Source organism: Candidatus Poribacteria bacterium, assembly GCA_026706025.1.
GTDB lineage: Bacteria > Poribacteria > WGA-4E > WGA-4E > WGA-3G > WGA-3G.
In genome coordinates this window covers 13,983-30,884 of the sequence record JAPOZO010000055.1, presented here as the reverse complement: position 1 = coordinate 30,884, position 16,902 = coordinate 13,983, and the positions used below count along the sequence as shown (strand labels likewise).

14 protein-coding genes are annotated in these 16,902 nt (G+C 47.7%); 11 read left to right on the top strand and 3 right to left on the bottom strand.

Translation table 11 applies throughout. From position 1 onward, the window contains the following. Positions 1-476 precede the first annotated feature (476 nt). From OXH00_12645 to OXH00_12625, 5 genes are all read left to right on the top strand, one after another. Positions 477-1,610 (top strand): sigma-54 dependent transcriptional regulator, encoded by a 1,134-nt coding sequence (locus OXH00_12645; protein MCY3741862.1) that lies wholly within the window; start codon positions 477-479, stop codon positions 1,608-1,610. A gap of 511 nt (positions 1,611-2,121) precedes the next feature. After that, on the top strand, positions 2,122-2,739 hold the full coding sequence (gene cysC / locus OXH00_12640) for an adenylyl-sulfate kinase (GenBank protein MCY3741861.1): 618 nt from the start codon (positions 2,122-2,124) through the stop codon (positions 2,737-2,739). Between the two features lie 248 nt (positions 2,740-2,987). After that, positions 2,988-3,806 carry a phytanoyl-CoA dioxygenase family protein gene (locus OXH00_12635; protein ID MCY3741860.1) on the top strand — a complete coding sequence of 273 codons (819 nt, stop codon included), beginning with the start codon at positions 2,988-2,990 and terminating at the stop codon, positions 3,804-3,806. Between the two features lie 99 nt (positions 3,807-3,905). Further along, complete coding sequence (locus OXH00_12630; protein MCY3741859.1) at positions 3,906-4,859, top strand: fumarylacetoacetate hydrolase family protein; 954 nt, start codon at positions 3,906-3,908, stop codon at positions 4,857-4,859. A gap of 13 nt (positions 4,860-4,872) precedes the next feature. Next, complete coding sequence (locus tag OXH00_12625; protein MCY3741858.1) at positions 4,873-5,982, top strand: DSD1 family PLP-dependent enzyme; 1,110 nt, start codon at positions 4,873-4,875, stop codon at positions 5,980-5,982. 53 nt (positions 5,983-6,035) lie between these two features. Here OXH00_12625 and OXH00_12620 read toward each other — a convergent pair whose 3' ends face one another. After that, complete coding sequence (locus OXH00_12620; protein ID MCY3741857.1) at positions 6,036-6,164, bottom strand: hypothetical protein; 129 nt, start codon at positions 6,162-6,164, stop codon at positions 6,036-6,038. A gap of 68 nt (positions 6,165-6,232) precedes the next feature. On the opposite strand from OXH00_12620, the gene OXH00_12615 reads away from it, so the two are divergent. The 3 genes from OXH00_12615 to OXH00_12605 are packed head-to-tail and all read left to right on the top strand — an operon-like array spanning position 6,233 to position 9,851. Next, the gene (locus OXH00_12615; GenBank protein ID MCY3741856.1) at positions 6,233-7,399 is read left to right on the top strand and encodes a hypothetical protein; all 1,167 of its coding nucleotides are present in this window, start codon (positions 6,233-6,235) and stop codon (positions 7,397-7,399) included. Between the two features lie 19 nt (positions 7,400-7,418). Next, complete coding sequence (locus OXH00_12610; protein ID MCY3741855.1) at positions 7,419-9,002, top strand: PQQ-binding-like beta-propeller repeat protein; 1,584 nt, start codon at positions 7,419-7,421, stop codon at positions 9,000-9,002. A 15-nt stretch (positions 9,003-9,017) separates the two neighbouring features. Continuing rightward, a complete protein-coding gene (locus tag OXH00_12605) occupies positions 9,018-9,851 on the top strand; it encodes a hypothetical protein (protein MCY3741854.1) in 834 nt (277 codons plus the stop codon). Between the two features lie 332 nt (positions 9,852-10,183). Here the strand turns inward: OXH00_12605 and OXH00_12600 are convergent, their stop codons facing one another. Next, a complete protein-coding gene (locus OXH00_12600) occupies positions 10,184-11,221 on the bottom strand; it encodes a DUF3500 domain-containing protein (protein ID MCY3741853.1) in 1,038 nt (345 codons plus the stop codon). A gap of 654 nt (positions 11,222-11,875) precedes the next feature. On the opposite strand from OXH00_12600, the gene OXH00_12595 reads away from it, so the two are divergent. From OXH00_12595 to OXH00_12585, 3 genes are read left to right on the top strand one after another with little or no spacing between them, the layout of a single operon-like run. Further along, complete coding sequence (locus OXH00_12595) at positions 11,876-12,457, top strand: sigma-70 family RNA polymerase sigma factor (protein ID MCY3741852.1); 582 nt, start codon at positions 11,876-11,878, stop codon at positions 12,455-12,457. 36 nt (positions 12,458-12,493) lie between these two features. Further along, entirely contained in the window at positions 12,494-13,114 is a 621-nt protein-coding gene (locus OXH00_12590; protein ID MCY3741851.1) for a hypothetical protein, read from the top strand. 21 nt (positions 13,115-13,135) lie between these two features. After that, positions 13,136-15,124 carry a tetratricopeptide repeat protein gene (locus tag OXH00_12585; GenBank protein MCY3741850.1) on the top strand — a complete coding sequence of 663 codons (1,989 nt, stop codon included), beginning with the start codon at positions 13,136-13,138 and terminating at the stop codon, positions 15,122-15,124. 25 nt (positions 15,125-15,149) lie between these two features. On the opposite strand, the gene OXH00_12580 is transcribed toward OXH00_12585, so the two are convergent. Next, positions 15,150-16,550 (bottom strand): nicotinate phosphoribosyltransferase, encoded by a 1,401-nt coding sequence (locus OXH00_12580; protein ID MCY3741849.1) that lies wholly within the window; start codon positions 16,548-16,550, stop codon positions 15,150-15,152. Positions 16,551-16,902 lie beyond the last annotated feature (352 nt).

Sequence of the window (16,902 nt, the reverse complement as noted above, 5' to 3'; positions counted from 1 at the left end):
TTTGACTGCGCATAATATCTTTATCATATACTGTCTCTTTTGACCTAAAGGGCAGAATTCCATCAGACTTTTGTGTGTATGCAACATTTTAAGTCAACCAAAAATCCAAATATAGCGTTAAGGGTTAGCGTTAATGGAAATTAATGAAAAAAAACACACAATTTGCTATGGAACTGGTTTCCGTGCCAGAACCATTCAGTTTTCGGTTTTTTCGTTTAATTTTAGACCCTCCAGGCCCGGTAGGTGCGGTTTGGAACCGCACCGGATCCTGAAAAAAGTACGAGAAACTCTATAATTTCTTAAAACTGAATGGCTCTGTTTCCGTGCCGTTGCAATTATATTTTCTACAAGCAAAAGAAAGGGCGCACGTGGTAATGACGCATCATGTTGCACTCCGCTTTTAGGGAATAAAATCGCTCAATCTTAAATATATTCTTCGTCCATATCCATATTAAAATATACTTAAGGAGCACATCATGAACCAGCAGACGGCATTTATCGAATTGCCATCAGCACCCATGCAGGCGAGTTACGAAACAATTCAACAAGTTGTAAAATCAAACATCCCGATCCTCATTACCGGCGAAACTGGTGTCGGTAAGGAAGGCATCGCAAAATACATACATGAAACCAGCCCACGGAAGTGTAAACCGTTTATCGCCATCAATTGCGGTAGATTCTCCGCTGAACTCCTCCAGAGTGAACTCTTTGGACATGAAGCAGGGGCGTTTACAAGCGCGATCCGTCAACGTCAAGGCGCATTTGAAGCTGCAGACGGGGGGATCCTCTTTTTAGATGAGGTACCCGAAATGTCCTTGGACGCACAGAAAATGCTTTTGCGCGTTTTGGACACGGCTACATTCACACGGCTCGGTGGAAATGAAGTCTTGACTGTCGATGTTCACATTATCGCTGCAACAAACAGAGATATTGCGAAAGCAGTCGCTAAAAAAGAATTTCGGGAAGATCTCTACTACCGGCTTAAGGGGATGATGCTTCATCTACCCCCGCTCCGAGAACGCACAGAAGACATTGCCCCCTTAGTGACTGCTTTTATTACCGAGTTCAGTGCTGTTTACAAAAAAAGAATTACAGGGATTACCGCAGAGGCACTCAAACTTCTTGAACAGGCAGCATGGCCTGGCAATATCCGGCAACTTCGGAGCACTATCCAAACGGCTATCGCGCTCGCAACAACAGATAGACTTGAGCGCAAAGATTTTCCGGATATTTACCCAGATTTTGTCCAGACGCTCGCTTCTGTCTGGCAGACACTCCCGCCAGAGACGCAACACGCAATTTGGGAAACACTCCAACCAGAAACGCGGCATGCTATTATGTATGATCTCTCAACACGCGTAACTGGACAGTGGCATAGTTCTCAGGTTTCCTATCTACCGAGAATGAGTAGAAAAATAGAGTCTCTCAATATAGGGGATATGAACCAGAATCAAATCCTACGAGCGGTTGCCCAAAGACGTATTCAGCAACACACATCGCTACGCAAGGCAGCTGAATCGTTAAATATTGATATACGGACCCTTCAGAAATATGCACACTGGCAAGAACCAGATAACCAAGCGGCAGAAATTTCTTCAACAGGAGATTAAAGTCGCTAAATGCTCGTATAACATAAATTCAATCTTATATAGGACTTACGCATACCTTCTTAAAGTCCCCTACCCCCTGATAAGGGGGGATATGGGGGGTGTTTTTGCTGGGGTGTTTCTTCGAGGGGATTTAGGGAGTTTAAAGGATAAAACTGTCGCTTTTTGCGTCTAAATTTCTAATATTTGCTCAATTTGCGTAAGTCCTGTTATAAATAATACAGTACGGGAACCGAAGAGAACTCCTTATAGCATGACGAGGTAACCTAAACCTCTCCTTCCTATAAGGAGTTCTTTTTATTTATCTATACGGGTCAAACCTTCTACGATAACTGGGGCAGGAAATAGATACCTAATAGCCCACCCGTGATGACTGATAACTATATGTCGCTATTTTAGGTTGACATCACGTTATATCCGCGCGTATAATAGTAGTATTATCAGATTCTGATAATAGAGGCACCTTTGGAACACCTCAATTTTTTGACTTCTTATTATGTGAGGAATAATCGAATTGGCTCAACAAAAAGCAACTAATATAACGTGGCACGAAGCGACTGTCACGGTAGAAGATAGAGAAAAATTATTGAACCAGAAAGGCTGCGTGATTTGGTTCACCGGACTCTCCGGCTCAGGTAAATCAACGTTAGCAAACGTAGTCGAACAGGTATTGCATCACCAACGCCACCACACTTATGTCTTAGATGGCGATAATGTACGACACGGACTGAACAAGAACTTGGGCTTCTCACCAGAAGACCGAGAGGAAAACATCCGTCGCATCGGCGAAGTCGCGAAACTCTTTTCGGATGCAGGCACAATCGTCATGACTGCCTTCATCTCGCCTTACCGTGCCGACAGAGATCAGGCACGCGCACTCATCGCTGAGGATAGATTCGTTGAAGTTTTCGTCGACTGCCCACTTGATGTCTGCGAGGAACGGGATACGAAAGGCTTATACAAAAAAGCACGTGCTGGAGAGATCAAGGAATTTACAGGCATCAGTGCACCTTACGAACCGCCCCTGGACCCAGAACTTACAGTGAACACTGCCACACTCTCTATTGAAGAATGCGCACATGCAGTTGTCGATACCCTTGTGAAAATAGGGCTCGTCCCCGCAGAAAATTAGCAGGCAAGGACGCACGGTTTCCACATTAATAGGACTTACGCAAAGCACTCTTTTGTAGCATGATGCACGTCGCATCTGGGGTGTTTTTGATAGGGTATTTCTGCGTATTGCTGGGGTGTTTCTTCAAGTACGCCGCAAACCTGTTAGGTTGTGCACTGAAACCGACTGCGTTTTTTACAGGGTACGCCTCTTACAGAGGCTGCAATGAACAAAATCGCGTAAGTCCTGATTAAAAATAGGGCACCAAAATGGAATCAGTTATCACGGATTTCAATGAGAACGGATTCTCTATTCTCCACGGCATTTTGGGATCGGAGACACTCGAAGCCGTTAAACACGAATGTGAAGCGTTAGTTGATGAACTCGCGTTACAACGGCAAGTTGAAGGAAAACTGGCGAACCCACATCCAGATGCCACTTTTGAAACCCGACTGATGCATCTCTATGAAAATTACCCAGATGAAAACCCGACAATCTTTCGACCAGAATTGCATCGTGAAGGGTTTTTCGGCGTGTTCGCGCACCCTGTCCTACTTGACCTCGCCGATGTTATTTTAGGTACAGAGATCCGATTGTACCCGAACTATTCCGTCCGTCCGAAACTACCCGAGAACAAACGCACGGAGGTGTTGTGGCATCAAGACGCAGGCTATACTTCAAAAGAAGCGGATGTCTTACGGATGATGAATGTTTGGGCACCGTTAGTCCCGGTTAACGTTGAAAACGGGTGCATGGAATTCATTCCCCAGAGCCACAAGTGGGGCGTTGTCCCACACGAAAAAGACGAATACTACCTCCGCATTCACGATGACTACATCAAACCGGTTGAGGCGGATGCCGTATCTATTGAAATTCTGCCGGGCGATGTTGTCATTTTTAGTAATCTTCTTTTTCACCGTGGGTTACCGAACCGCGCTGGACACGTGCGATGGAGTTTAGACTTCCGCTATCAAGATGCCACACAACCGACACTTCGGACAACACAAGGACATCTACTCCGTTCACAAAGGACACCAAAGGCGGTTGTAAAAGATGCTCAAGCGTGGGCACAACTCGAATTTTCCTAAATACAAGAGCACCGCGCTTGGAACGAAGTGGAAACCGGTATATGGAGAAAACGATCCTGTCCAAACTTTCCACATCAAACCGCAAGGAAAGTTAAAAGAATGAAATTAATTCAGTTTCACCTACCGAATTTAGGCAAGCGGGTCGGAATTGTTACCCGCGACGAGGAAGTAATTGACGTAACAAGCGAGGAATCCCCCGGTGTCTTAGAAGTGCTCGCACTTGCGCATCAGGAACAGATGAGCCTCGGTGTCATCCTCGCTGATATTCAAGAGAAAGTCGCAACACCCGCACCGATCCAACTCCCGTCGTTTGCTGATGCAGAAAACGCGGCAACGGAACCTGAAGGGCTTACCTTAAAGAAATTGGATGTTGCACCCGACGAAAATGTACCACACCTTTTACCACCGATTGATGCCCCTGAAGTCTGGGGCTGCGGTGTAACCTATAAACGGAGCGCAGAGATGCGCGACGATGATACCGAACAGGACATCTACAGCCGCGTCTATCACGCCGATCGTCCTGAGATATTCTTCAAAGGGACACCTTCACGCTGCGTCGGGCCTAACGGTTTTATCGGCATCCGAAGCGATTCTGCGCTGACAGCAACAGAGCCAGAACTCGCGTACGTTCTCGGTGGCGATGGAGAAATTGTCGGATACACCCTCTGTAACGACGTATCCGCATGGGACATTGAACGCGATAACCCGCTCTACTTGCCGCAATCCAAAGTCTTTTACGGGTGCTGTGCCCTCGGACCGATGTTTCTCACACCCTCTGAAATCGATGACCCATATAATTTGGAGATGCAATGCACCGTCCTTCGGGAGGCAGACATCATCTATCAAGGCGAAGTGAACACTTCCCAAATCAATTGGAAGTTTGAACAACTCACCGAATTCTTGATGCGAGATAACCCTATCCCGCTCGGCACCGTTGTCTCAACCGGCACCGGTATCATCGTCCCGAACGATCTACCACTTGCTCCTGGGGACGTTGTCCAGATAGACATCAACGGGTTCGGCACGCTGTCAAACCCTGTCAAACAGCTTTAGGAGGCACTGCCCAATGAATACAAATGAACCATTTATCGGTATGCATAAAACGGAATTGGATACACCCGCACTGCTGATTGATCTGGACAAAATGGAAGCTAACATAGCGGCGATGGCGAACTATTTCAGTAAAGTAAACGCCGATCTGAGACCGCATGTTAAAACGCATAAAACACCAATCATTGCGCATAAACAGATTGCAGCAGGCGCTATCGGTGTTACGTGCGCGAAACTCGGTGAAGCAGAAGCCGTTATCCACGCCGGAATTCGAGATGTACTCATCGCCAATCAAGTCGTCGGTGCCCAAAAGATCGCTCGGCTCATCAACCTCGCGAAACATTCGGAAATTATGGTCGCAGTGGATAATGCTGAGAACGTGCAAGCCATCTCCGAGGCAGCAGTCGCCAAAGGCGCAACCGTCAGAATGTTAGTAGAAGTGAATATCGGTATGGACCGATGTGGTGTTGAACCCGGCAAACCGGCGTTAGAATTAGCAGAACAGATACGTCGAAACTCAAATCTCATTTTTGAAGGGTTAATGGGGTATGAGGGACATACCGTTGCGAAACCGAACCGCGCGGAACGCGATACCGCCGCACGTCAGGCGATGCAACGACTCGTGGATGCAAAGCATTATCTTGAAAAGCATAACGTAGAAGTTCCCATCATGAGTGGTGGTGGCACCGGAACCTTCAATATCACCGGAAGTATCCCAGAGATGACAGAGGTACAAGCCGGTTCTTATGTCCTAATGGATTCCACCTACTACAATGTAGAAGGTGTCGGGGACCATTTCGATTGTGCCTTGTCGGTCTTAGCAACCGTCGTGAGTCGTCCAAACCCAAATCGAGTGATTGTGGATACAGGCCTAAAGGTGCTGGCAAAAGAGTTCGGTATCCCGCAACCCGTTGGTGTAAACGGAGTAGAGATGACTGGACTCTCTGAAGAGCACGGAAAGATGCAAGTATCCGATGCAAGCGTTTCTCTCAAACCGGGGGATAAGCTTGAAATCTTACCAACGCACTGCTGTACGACAGTGAACCTCCACGACAGGTATTACGGCATCCGGAACGGGATTGTCGAATCTGTGTGGAATATCGCAGCGAGAGGAAAAGCCCAATAATGGTCTGCTGATAGTGACCACACCTGGAACCGCAATGAACTACTTTGTGGCGGCTAATGTGCTGGATGTTCCGATTTGTAGATGCCCACAAGCACATCCCACCACAAAACAGCATTATAGTAAAGCACGAAAATAAGCTGACACTCCATGATAACGTTGCCCGCTCGTAGGGGCTGGGTCACCCAGCCCCTACGAGCAACTGCGTGTCCAAATAATTATAGGCGTAATATAAAATTAGGAGGTAAACTCAATGAGGACTCACAAATCGCAGCATATTAAGAAACCGTTTTATCTTTTTATTTTCCTTACCGTAGGCCTTCTACTACTAAATCAACAGGTTTCAGAAGGCTATATCGCAAAACGTTATAGTGTGCCGCAAATCGTCAACGAAAGCAGCAATATTCTTTTCGGGACGGTTTCAGAGATCAACACCAAACGCCAGACTGTAAAAGTTAAGGTCGAAAGATACTTGAAAGGCAAGGCGGAGTTTAATGAGATCAAGATCCGACTTGATGTCTACAAAGGAGAGAAGGATCACCGAGAAGAAGCCATGCGTCTTATGAAGCAGGACGCGCCGATTATCATCTTTTACCTCAGAGAAGGCAGACGTATTGATAGCCTCGGACACATAAGCGGGAAATGGTTTCAAACCCAAACCACAAAACAGGGAAATGAATGGGGGTGGTGGGGGTTTACACACACTGAAAAATATCTCAATAGAGACGAAGTCTCAAGGCGAGATTCAACTGCCGATTTTCAGAAAGAACTCGATGCCATGTTGGGGGCAGATGCTATCAAACTCCATTTTCTCAGGACAAACAGTTATAGGGATGAGTACCCTGCTATCTCCAACATCAATTCAATAGGAAACCGCTGGATTGCCTACGATGGAACAACGAATCGCGACCTACCCGGGCTCAACGAAGCAAACATCTTATGGATCGGCTTTCGCACACTCTCGCGAGATGGAAAATACCGTCTTAACAACAAACAAGAACAACGGATTAAAGAATTCGTGAAAAATGGCGGTGTTGTTATCGTCTCTGGTCAAGATAGCGATGAAGAAAACCCGTGTCGTACAGGATGGTTACCCGAACCGCTCAAGGGTGTAGAGAGTTCACGACGAAATGATTTTCAGCCGACTTCTAATGCCGGTGAACTCTTTAAAGCACCGCACCGTATTCGGTCAGGGCAGCTCGCACTTGACGACTCATGGAGCGGATGGAATCAAAAATATCAAGTGCTGGCAACCACCAACGGGGGCAAAGAGATTGTCGTCGCTAAACTGCGATATGGCAAAGGTATGTATCTTATCACTAATCTCCGCAACAGTCAGAGAAACGAAGTCTCTAAAAATCGTCGGATGCTTGAAAACCTGGTGCATTTCGCCGTAGACTTCATAAAAGTGTCGAAATAAAAAGCGAGGTAAACCACAGATGAAAAAAGCGAGTTTAAAGCAGACCAATATGCACAATATGCACAAGTCAGTGAAACTCGGTTTCCCTGTCAAACTCGTGCTGACGCTGTGCTTCACTGTTGTTTTCTTCTCTACAGCAAGCCCGGCGTATGCAGTTATCCCGCAGCTGCTGGGGCCGCTCACTGCACTGCTGAGTATCATCCCTCAGATTCTCGCCTTTGTAGGTGTCGCCCTGATAACAGCCCTGGTTTTTGCGCGTGATACGACCAAAATGCTGTTCTACAAGTTCCGCGACTTCGTAACTGCCCACAAGGTTATCGTTTCTGTCGTCGGCGCGATGGTCATCCTCGGATCCGTCTTAGGAATTTATCAATTGATCCGAACCCCGACTGCCTCATTTGAAACGAACGTTCAGAATGTAGGCGCGGGGAACGTAAAAGCTAACAGAACATGGGCAACTTTCCGCGGGAATAAGAACCGAACAGGACACTTAGACACCCGCCCCGGTCCCACAAACGGAGCACCCGCATGGGTCTTCAAAGAAGAAGATGCACTGGCGGTTGACTTCTCTTCATCGCCAGCGGTTGTTGGGAATCGGTTGTATATCGGTTCTTCGTACGGTTCAATCTTCTCATCGGCGGGCGCAACGTACTGTATTGATATAGAGTCCAGAGAGGTCATCTGGCGACACGCTTCTCCTACCCCGATTTTCTCGTCCCCCGCAGTGGCTGGCGGGCGAGTCTACATCGGCGAAGGTTACCATGAACATAGCGACTGCCATCTCCGGTGCCTCGATGCGAAAACAGGCGAACAGATATGGTCTTTCGGAACAGCGAGCCATGTGGAGTCAACGCCTTTTATCAGCCAAGGAAAACTCTACTTTACAGCCGGGGCTGATGGCATCTACTGCATTGATGCTTTGGAAGGACAGGAAATCTGGCACTATAAAGCGGTCCATGCGGATATGTCGCCCGTTGTGCATAATGGCAAAGCATACTTCGGGACAGGCTACGGCGATTATCGAATTTACGCCGTTGATGCGCAGACAGGCACTGAAATTTGGTCTAAACAGATGCCGTATCCTGTATGGGGGAGCCCGACGGCTTATGAAAATCTCGTCTTTTTTGGACTCGGACGCGGTAATCTTTCCGACAGTGATCCGATACCCGCCGGTAAGATCGTCGCACTTGATACGGAAACCGGCGACATAATATGGGAACACGCGGCAAAAGATGCCGTCCTCACTGCGATCGCCGTTCAGAACGGCAACGTTACTTTCGGTTCCCGTGATGGATCCGTCTACTGCCTCCGCGCGACTGACGGAAAACGTAACTGGCAGACAGGACTCGGTGCCCCAGTCGTATCCTCGCCTGCTGTGACACCGGATACCGTCTATGCCGCAACGAAAAACGGCTATATTTACGCGCTTTCTACTGACAATGGAAAAGTGAAATGGGAATTTAACACAAGAACTGTCATCCGAAATATAGTACTCTATTCATCACCTGCGGTTGCCAACGGGTTCGTCTACATAGGTTCAAGTGATCGTTATATCTTCTGTCTCGGGGACGATAATAACGACAAAATTATCGGTGACCGCTAACTCGGAGAAATAAAAATGAAAAACTATGTTTGGATTGCAATAGCCCTAGCTGCTTTACTCATAAACACGGTAGCAGATGCACAGTGGCGTAGTAAAACCCATGACGAATATAAAGCCCTCACAGGGGTTGACGTTAAAATTGATGGTGATCTTGGCGAATGGGAGGGTATCCTTGACACAGTCACAGGCACCGACGGAAAACCTTTCTGCGGTGTTGAATATGAAGGCAATGTCTTTCAGGTACACGGCGGTGGCAATTGGAAGGGTGCCGACGACCACGAAACCTGTTTCATGATCGTATGGGATTCAAAAGCCGTATATATTGGGCTTATTGTCACAGACGATGAACACGAACACGCAGCCGCTGCCGCATGGAACGGTGATGGCGCACAACTCGCCTTTGAAATGAGCGGCAAACGCTCCGCTGGCATACAGATGTTTCTCTACAATATCGGTTTAGATGACAAGGCGAAAGATATACTCCCTGGCGCTTTGAATGAGGCTCCCGGTGGGGCAGGTATCGCCCCTGGTGATGACATCGCCGTTGTCCGAAACGAAGGTGAAAAGAAAACCTACTACGAACTCCGATTCACCGCTGAAGAATTGCAAGTAAAAGGCAAAAAATTCAGCGACGGAGATCAGTTCGGCCTCGGTATCTGTGTCAACGATGGTGATAAAGCCGCTGGGCAGGGTGGTCAAAAGGGATGGAGCGGATGGTACACCCACTCTATCGTCCACGGAAAGAATTCTGAAAAAACGGGGCTTGTCACCCTTACCGATGAAGTCCTCGCTGTTGAAGCAGCCAATAAGTTAGCAACAACATGGGGTAAACTAAAATCCCACCAGTAATAGGACAAGCCTAAAAGAAAAGCCGCCAAGATCATTGGCGGCTTTTTTTATTTCTCTTAGGACTTACACACACCTTTACTGGCACGGTTTGATGAAGTTTAAGAATTTAATCGGGTAATGCTAAGACGTGTGATAACAAGTGGACCAGTTCGTAGTAGTGCGATTTATCGCACGTCGCGTAAATACAATCCGGTTCGTAGTAGTGCGATTTATCGCACGTCGCGTAGATACAATTACCCAATTTATTTGTTAAACCTCATGTAACCCCGTTCAACGATGCGCAATACTTAGAATATCACGAAAAAATTGTGTAAGTCCTATATCTGATCTATCTAATGACCGTGATCATGATGGTTCGATTTATTGTAGTGCAACCGCAGCAGATCAACACCAAAATCGTCTGCGATGTGTCGCCAGACAGAATGGATATGGTTCGCGTCGTTCTGTGTGTTATCATACTCCACAAAGAAAAACGGACCGTGCAGCCTATAGTAGTGTGGTGTCTTCGGTGACTCGCCGCCTGCCCATGCAAAGTGGATGTCGTTGACGCGCCCTTCGCGTAGTTTACGGCGTTCAATTTCGGCAATTTCGTCAGGGAGTCGGTCAATATATTCATGAACGAGTTCCATTAAAATTTCGCGCTGCTGTGTCTCCATGGATGCCGCGGCTAACCCCTCAACGCTCTCAAATTCGACTTTCGGGACATCGCGCGTCAAAATATCCGACGGTGCCTCGGCATTGATGATTGTCTCACGCTTTTGCGTATCGTTGAGACTCACAAGGAGCCTACGCGCGATATCTTCTTCGGCAGCAAGAACCCTTAAGCCTTTTTTATCCCCCTGCGGCACCTCTGCCGGATTAGAGCCGAAGAATGACGGGTTCGGCGAAATGAGCTCACGATTGACGACAGTAAAGTTGAGCGAAACATGATGTCCCTCAGCACGCCAGCCCCACGCACCATTGCCTGTCGGATCGCCAAATACGGTGAAAAAGTAGAACCCCGGATCACGGACAAGTCGGGCTTCTCCAGCAGCCTTTTCAATCTCACCGAGCGTTGTCTCCAAATTGATAATCGTCCGGGCTTTCTGATAGCCTTTCGCGCTCAAGCCGCTCTCCATAAGAGCAAACGCTGCGTCCTGCTGTTTCGTGTTGAGTTCTTTGAGGGAGACCCCTTCGCGTTCCCACATTTCGATTGGGATGTAGTGCCACCGGAACCGCTCATTCCCATCAAATGGGAGGGCTGTCTTCTCACGTAAAGCCGGTGTTAGCGTATCCAGAAAGTTACCCGCTGCCTGTGCCATCCGTTCGGCTGTTGCTGAAGCGGGGATAACCAAGGGTTTCAATTCGGCATCGTTATGTGTGTGTGCCACAAAAAATACCTCCATTAGCGTAGGGCTACAGTCAGCCGACCGCGCCCTACAAATCCTGTAAATTCAGTTTCCTTACGAAACTTATTTTATAGTGAAATCGAAAAATAAATAGACATCTTTGTAGCATAAACTGTTAGTTTGTGCCAGCCTGAATGCCTGAAAATAAATAGACATCTTTGTAGCATGATGCACGTCGCATCTGGGGTTTTTGCTGGGGCGTTTCTTCGCGTACGCCGCAAAACTGTTAGTTTCTGCCAGGCTGGATGCCTGTTATAGGCATTCAGACTGTTTGAGAGTGTCCAATTAATTATAGGTTTTACTATAAATCAACTGCACAGGAAAATCAAGTATTTTAACAACATATTCAGAACCGTTCGGTTTTCTATGTTGTTTTGCCTTAGAGCGAGGTTTCAAACCTCGCCAGCGATGCGGATGGAATACAAAAGTTTGACGGGTGGCGGCTGACGCTAACAACCAATTCAACAACTGATAACTGGAAACTGAAAACTATTCACCAAAAAATCTTGACAACCGCTCATAAATTCTGTAAACTTATTTTAATGGCTTCCGTTTAAGAGAGTGTTAGCATGCAATTGTCCACCTCAACCTTAGGTGCGGCAAAACTTCAAACCGATACTCAAGAAGTCGGGACTCATGGACAAATTGATTGATGATGAATTGTTAGTCGCTCAGTTTCAAGCCGGTCGCCAAAACGCCTTCGATGAGTTGATGAAACGTTACAAATCGAAGATCTTCTCGTACCTTCTACGTTCAGTCAGAAATTACGAGGATGCCGAGGACATCACCATTGAAGTCTTTTTCAAAGCGTACCGTGCCCTGGAAGGTTGGCAACCGAAAGCCAAATTTTCGACATGGCTTTACAAGATTGCGTCCAATCTTGCTATCGATTACCACCGTGCGAAAGCGCGTCGCCCTGTCTATGCCTTGGACGATACAGAAATTCCCGAAACGCATCTCGTTGCCACCGATCTCCACAGCAATCCGGAGAAACAACTCGAAGAAAAAGAGCGGGGCATCCTTATCCGTGAGGCTGTTGATCAACTCTCTCCAAAACAGAAAGCCGTTTTTATGCTAAGCCGGTATGAAGGCTTGCAACTTAAAGAGGTTGCCGAAACACTGGATATGGCGGAGGGCACCGTGAAAATTCACCTCCACCGTGCAGTAAAACGATTGCAAACGCTCCTACGTCCCTTGTGGGAAAACAATGAAATTTGATGGGTGGTCACGCCATCGCAGAAAGGAGAAGAGATTATGCCTAAATGTAAAAAATCCGAAGGGCAAGCTATCGATTATGCTTCCAAACTTCTGCCTCCAGCAGAAGAAGAACCCTTTGAAGAACATCTTAAGTATTGCGAGGAATGTACTGAGGCAGTTGAAGCCTATACAGCGGTACTTGAATTAACAGACAAGGCACAGGAAGAAATTGTTGTCCCTGAACTCACGCTTCAGAACATCGAGATGAACGTGTACAAACGGCTTGCGGCTACACAAGAGCAGACGCTGTTCTCACGTATGCGCGCCTATGTTGCGAATGTCGGATCCCCCTTTGGTTGGTACAAAACCGCTGCGGTAAGCAGTATTGCTATCGCTTTGATTGCCACGGTTCTCCTCATCGGAAAACCGTTCCAACCCGAAGCACCTTGGCAGCTATCCGAAGCACAGTCCGCTGATGCACGCATCGAACAGTATCGCCAGCAAGGCATCCAACGGAATTTAGAGGAGGCACTGATTACACATCATCTCCGAAATGATGCCTGGGAGACAGAAAGCCAGCTCCACAGAATGAAAGAGCAGGCACAAGGCACCAATTGGACAAAAGTTGCCGACAAACATCTCCAGAACCTTCAATCTGAGAATTCAACTTTACAATAGCACAACTAACGGATATTAGCCATGGAAATGTCAAGCAGGCTCACATTTCTCTTACACGCGCTGCTGATTATTCTTCTCAGCCCGCTTGCATACGCGCAATCTGATGAAGTGAACGCCTTAATTCAGGCAGGACGCTACACAGAAGCCAGTAACAAACTTGAGGCACTTGCCGAATCCACTAAAGACATTACCATGAAAAGCTGGTGCTACTATCAAATCGGTGAAATTCATTATAACTATACCCACCAGTACACCAGAGCTGCCGCGGCTTACGATAAAATCCTGAAACTCGAAAAAAAAGGGCTTCCGCCCGTCGAACTCTACCTGGCAATCATCAAAAAAGGGGACGTCTACAGCCGCATGGGCAATTACCATGATGCGATTCAAACCTACGATAAACTCATCAAACTCGCGCCTGCCTCCCACTTCGTACACAAAACGGGATTACAAAAGATTCGGGACATTAATACCGGACTCGCTGATCTCAGAGAACAGCAACGCATCGCCATTCAGTATAAAGGCACGCCTCTTGCCGCCATTGCCCAATTCCAGATCGCCGAACTCTATAGGAATCCGTCGCAGCTTAACCAACCTGAAAAGGCAATCTCGAAGTATGAAGCACTTTTAGAAACACACCCTGAGGCGATCGTCGCACCGGAAGCGAGATGGCGCATCGCAAATCTAAGGCATACCATCCTTAACCAATCCGCCTTAGCGATGGCAACATATAGAAAAGTTGTTGACGATTACCCGACGAGCAACTTCGCGGCTGAGGCACTTTTCCAAATGGCAAACATCCATCGCACTGCTGGAAAATACTCTTTAGCGATCCCTGTGTTTGAGCGACTCAAACAGAAATATCCTAACTTCTGGAATATGCACGCTGTCCTCTATTGGACAGGGGTCTGTCACGAGAAAAACTTGAACTATCCGAAAGCGATCGCGGCTTTTGAAACGTTTCATCATGCCTATCTACCACAACTCGACCCCGCGTATTTAGGGCAAATTTCGATGCACGATAAAAGTGTATCTGAAGTCCACGCGGAAATTGGAAAGAAAATTGAACAACTCACCAAACAGATGGCGGAAACCGAATTAGAACGATTGAACGCAGCGCGCGCAAATAGAGACTTCTCTGAGGCACTAAATATCGCACGAAACCTCATTGCCACATCACCACATACACCTCAGGCAGAACAGGCAGCGCAACAACTTGCCACACTTCAACACCTTACAACCATTGAAAACCTACGTGAGCAACTTCAAAATAACACCTTAGCTCCTACAGACGCAGCACGCGCACGGTTGCAAATTGGCACGATCTACGAACAGAAACCCTTGCAGGACTATCTAAACGCAATTGAAGCCTATCAAGAGGTCCTGAAAAATCATCCCGATTCAACCTACGCCGCTGAAGCACTCTATCGCAGTGGACTTGTTTACGCTGAGCATCTCTCTGTACCCAATGAAGCCATCGAAGCTTATAAGCATGTTATCGCATCGCACCCGAACACCCTACAAGCAATGATGGCAACTTTCCAACTCGGTGAACTCTATAGAAAACTTCATCGTTACAACGAAGCACTGCAAGCCTACGAGGCAACCATTGGGTATCCAGAACGCGACCGATACCTCGCCGGGGGATATAGGGATAGTTTCGCCGATAGGGCACAATTCCGCATCGGTCGTGTCTACTACGACGACAACCGTTACGACGAAGCGCGCTTCGTTTTTGAGGAACTCATCCAGAACCGCACCCGGTCCCCACGCCTCGCTGCCGCTTACATCTACCTCGCCGCTATCAGTGAAGAAAATGCCAAAAATAAGCAAGCCGTCGAATTCTACAAAAAGGCAGAGACCTTAATCAAAGATAATCCTGTCCAAATGATGATGCTCATCGAAGAGGCGAACGCACTCGGCACCCTCCAATCCACCGATCCAGGCACAGTTATGCGGTACCTCGCAGAAAAGCAAAAACGCCTTTCAACAGAAACAACAAAATCCGATTAATAGTGATCTGAAGATTTCCTACCTGCTACAAATCCCTTAACGCCGAATGTAACGCCACAGGATAAGGGCTTGCGTCCCCTAAACTTTTATGCGAATCCGGCAACTTTTTGAGTTTTGCGATTGTCCGTGCCTGAATGTCCCGCAGTGTCGGAAAATCGGATACCAACTCCCCATCTTGGATGATCGGAATTAGCAGCGATTCTCCCTCGGCGACATCTTCATCCCATAGTGTCACCCAATCTTTAGTATAATTCCCAGCAGCATCGGTGAGGCGATAGATCTGCTTTTTCCCCGGTAGCGTGGCTTTGGATGGTTCATCAAGCGACTGTTTCCCGACAGGTCTGCCACCGCTTTCGACCAACTTATAAACCCCACCAAGCGCAGACGGAGCCCCTTCCCTTGTACGTGGATTGAAGTTCGCACCCGTAGCGAGCCGCGTACCGACCCCGAAACTATCAAATGGGGCACCGTTGTTAAGCAGTGTGTCTATCTGGAACTCATCAAGGTCATGGCTTGCGATCAGTTGGACGTAATCCAGTCCTTCAGCATCAAGGATATAACGCACCTGTTTACTGAGTGTCAAGAGGTCGCCACTGTCCAATCTGACCGCGCGTAACCGTGTGCCACGTGCTTCCATTTCCTTTGCAACGATACATGCGTTTCGCGCGCCTTCAAGTGTATTGTATGTATCAATCAGGAGGGTCGTGTTATTTGGGAAAGCAGCGGCGTAATCTCGGAAAGCCGCTAACTCAGTAGGACGTTCAGAGACGAATTTATGTGCCATCGTGCCGACGTAGGGAATATCGAAATAACGTCCTGCAAGCACCAGTGACGTACCACTGGCACCACCGATAAAGGAGGCACGCGCAGCTAAGATACCAGCATCCCTGCCGTGTGCGCGGCGCGCCCCGAAGTCAAAAACGGGTTTTCCGCGTGCAGCATGCACAATCCGTGAGGCTTTCGTGGCTATCAACGTCTGGAAATTCATGACGCAGAGCAGATAGGTTTCAAAGAGTTGGACATCTCTGGATCTACCCGTGACGTTGATAATCGGTTCGTTGGGAAAAACAGGGGTACCTTCGGGAACCGCGAAAACGGAACCGTCGAAACGGAAATCCTTGAGCGAAGTGAGGTAGTCAGCATGCAGATCGCCACGTTCTGCCAGCCAGTCAAGCGTCGCATCCGTAAAACGTAAATTTAAGATGTAGTGGACGACCTGTTCCAGCCCAGCAGCAATAAGATATTGTCCTTGTGGAATCTCGCGGACGTAGTAATTCGCCGTGATAATAGAATTATGCTGCGCATCAAAATCCGCTTGCCCCATCGTCAATTGATAATAATCAACAAAGAGTGCCATCTCATCTACTGAAAGTAAAGCCGACTTCGGAGAACTCAAGGTTACAAACCCCTCCCGCATGACTTTCATATTACTCCAGGTCCGGTAGGTGCGGTTTTGCGGTGTACTCACCCAAATGCGATCTGCATTCCCAACCGCACCATAGGTGTCAATTTTAGAAAAAATAACCGTTGTGGCCCCCAGGACCGGTAGGTTCGGTTTTGCGGCGTACACGCCCAAATGCGATCTGCATTCCTAACCGAACCGGATCCTACGCGGAAACCTTGAAGTCTTCAAAACCCTCTTTAGTCCCGTAGGGTTTATTTGCTTGGGTATTTCTTCAGTATCTGTGTAGAAATGTGTCTCTGCCAAGAATCAAGCCCCGTAGGGGCGGCATTTGTGGAACCCTTACTACAAAATGGCGTGAAATATCCCTAAATTG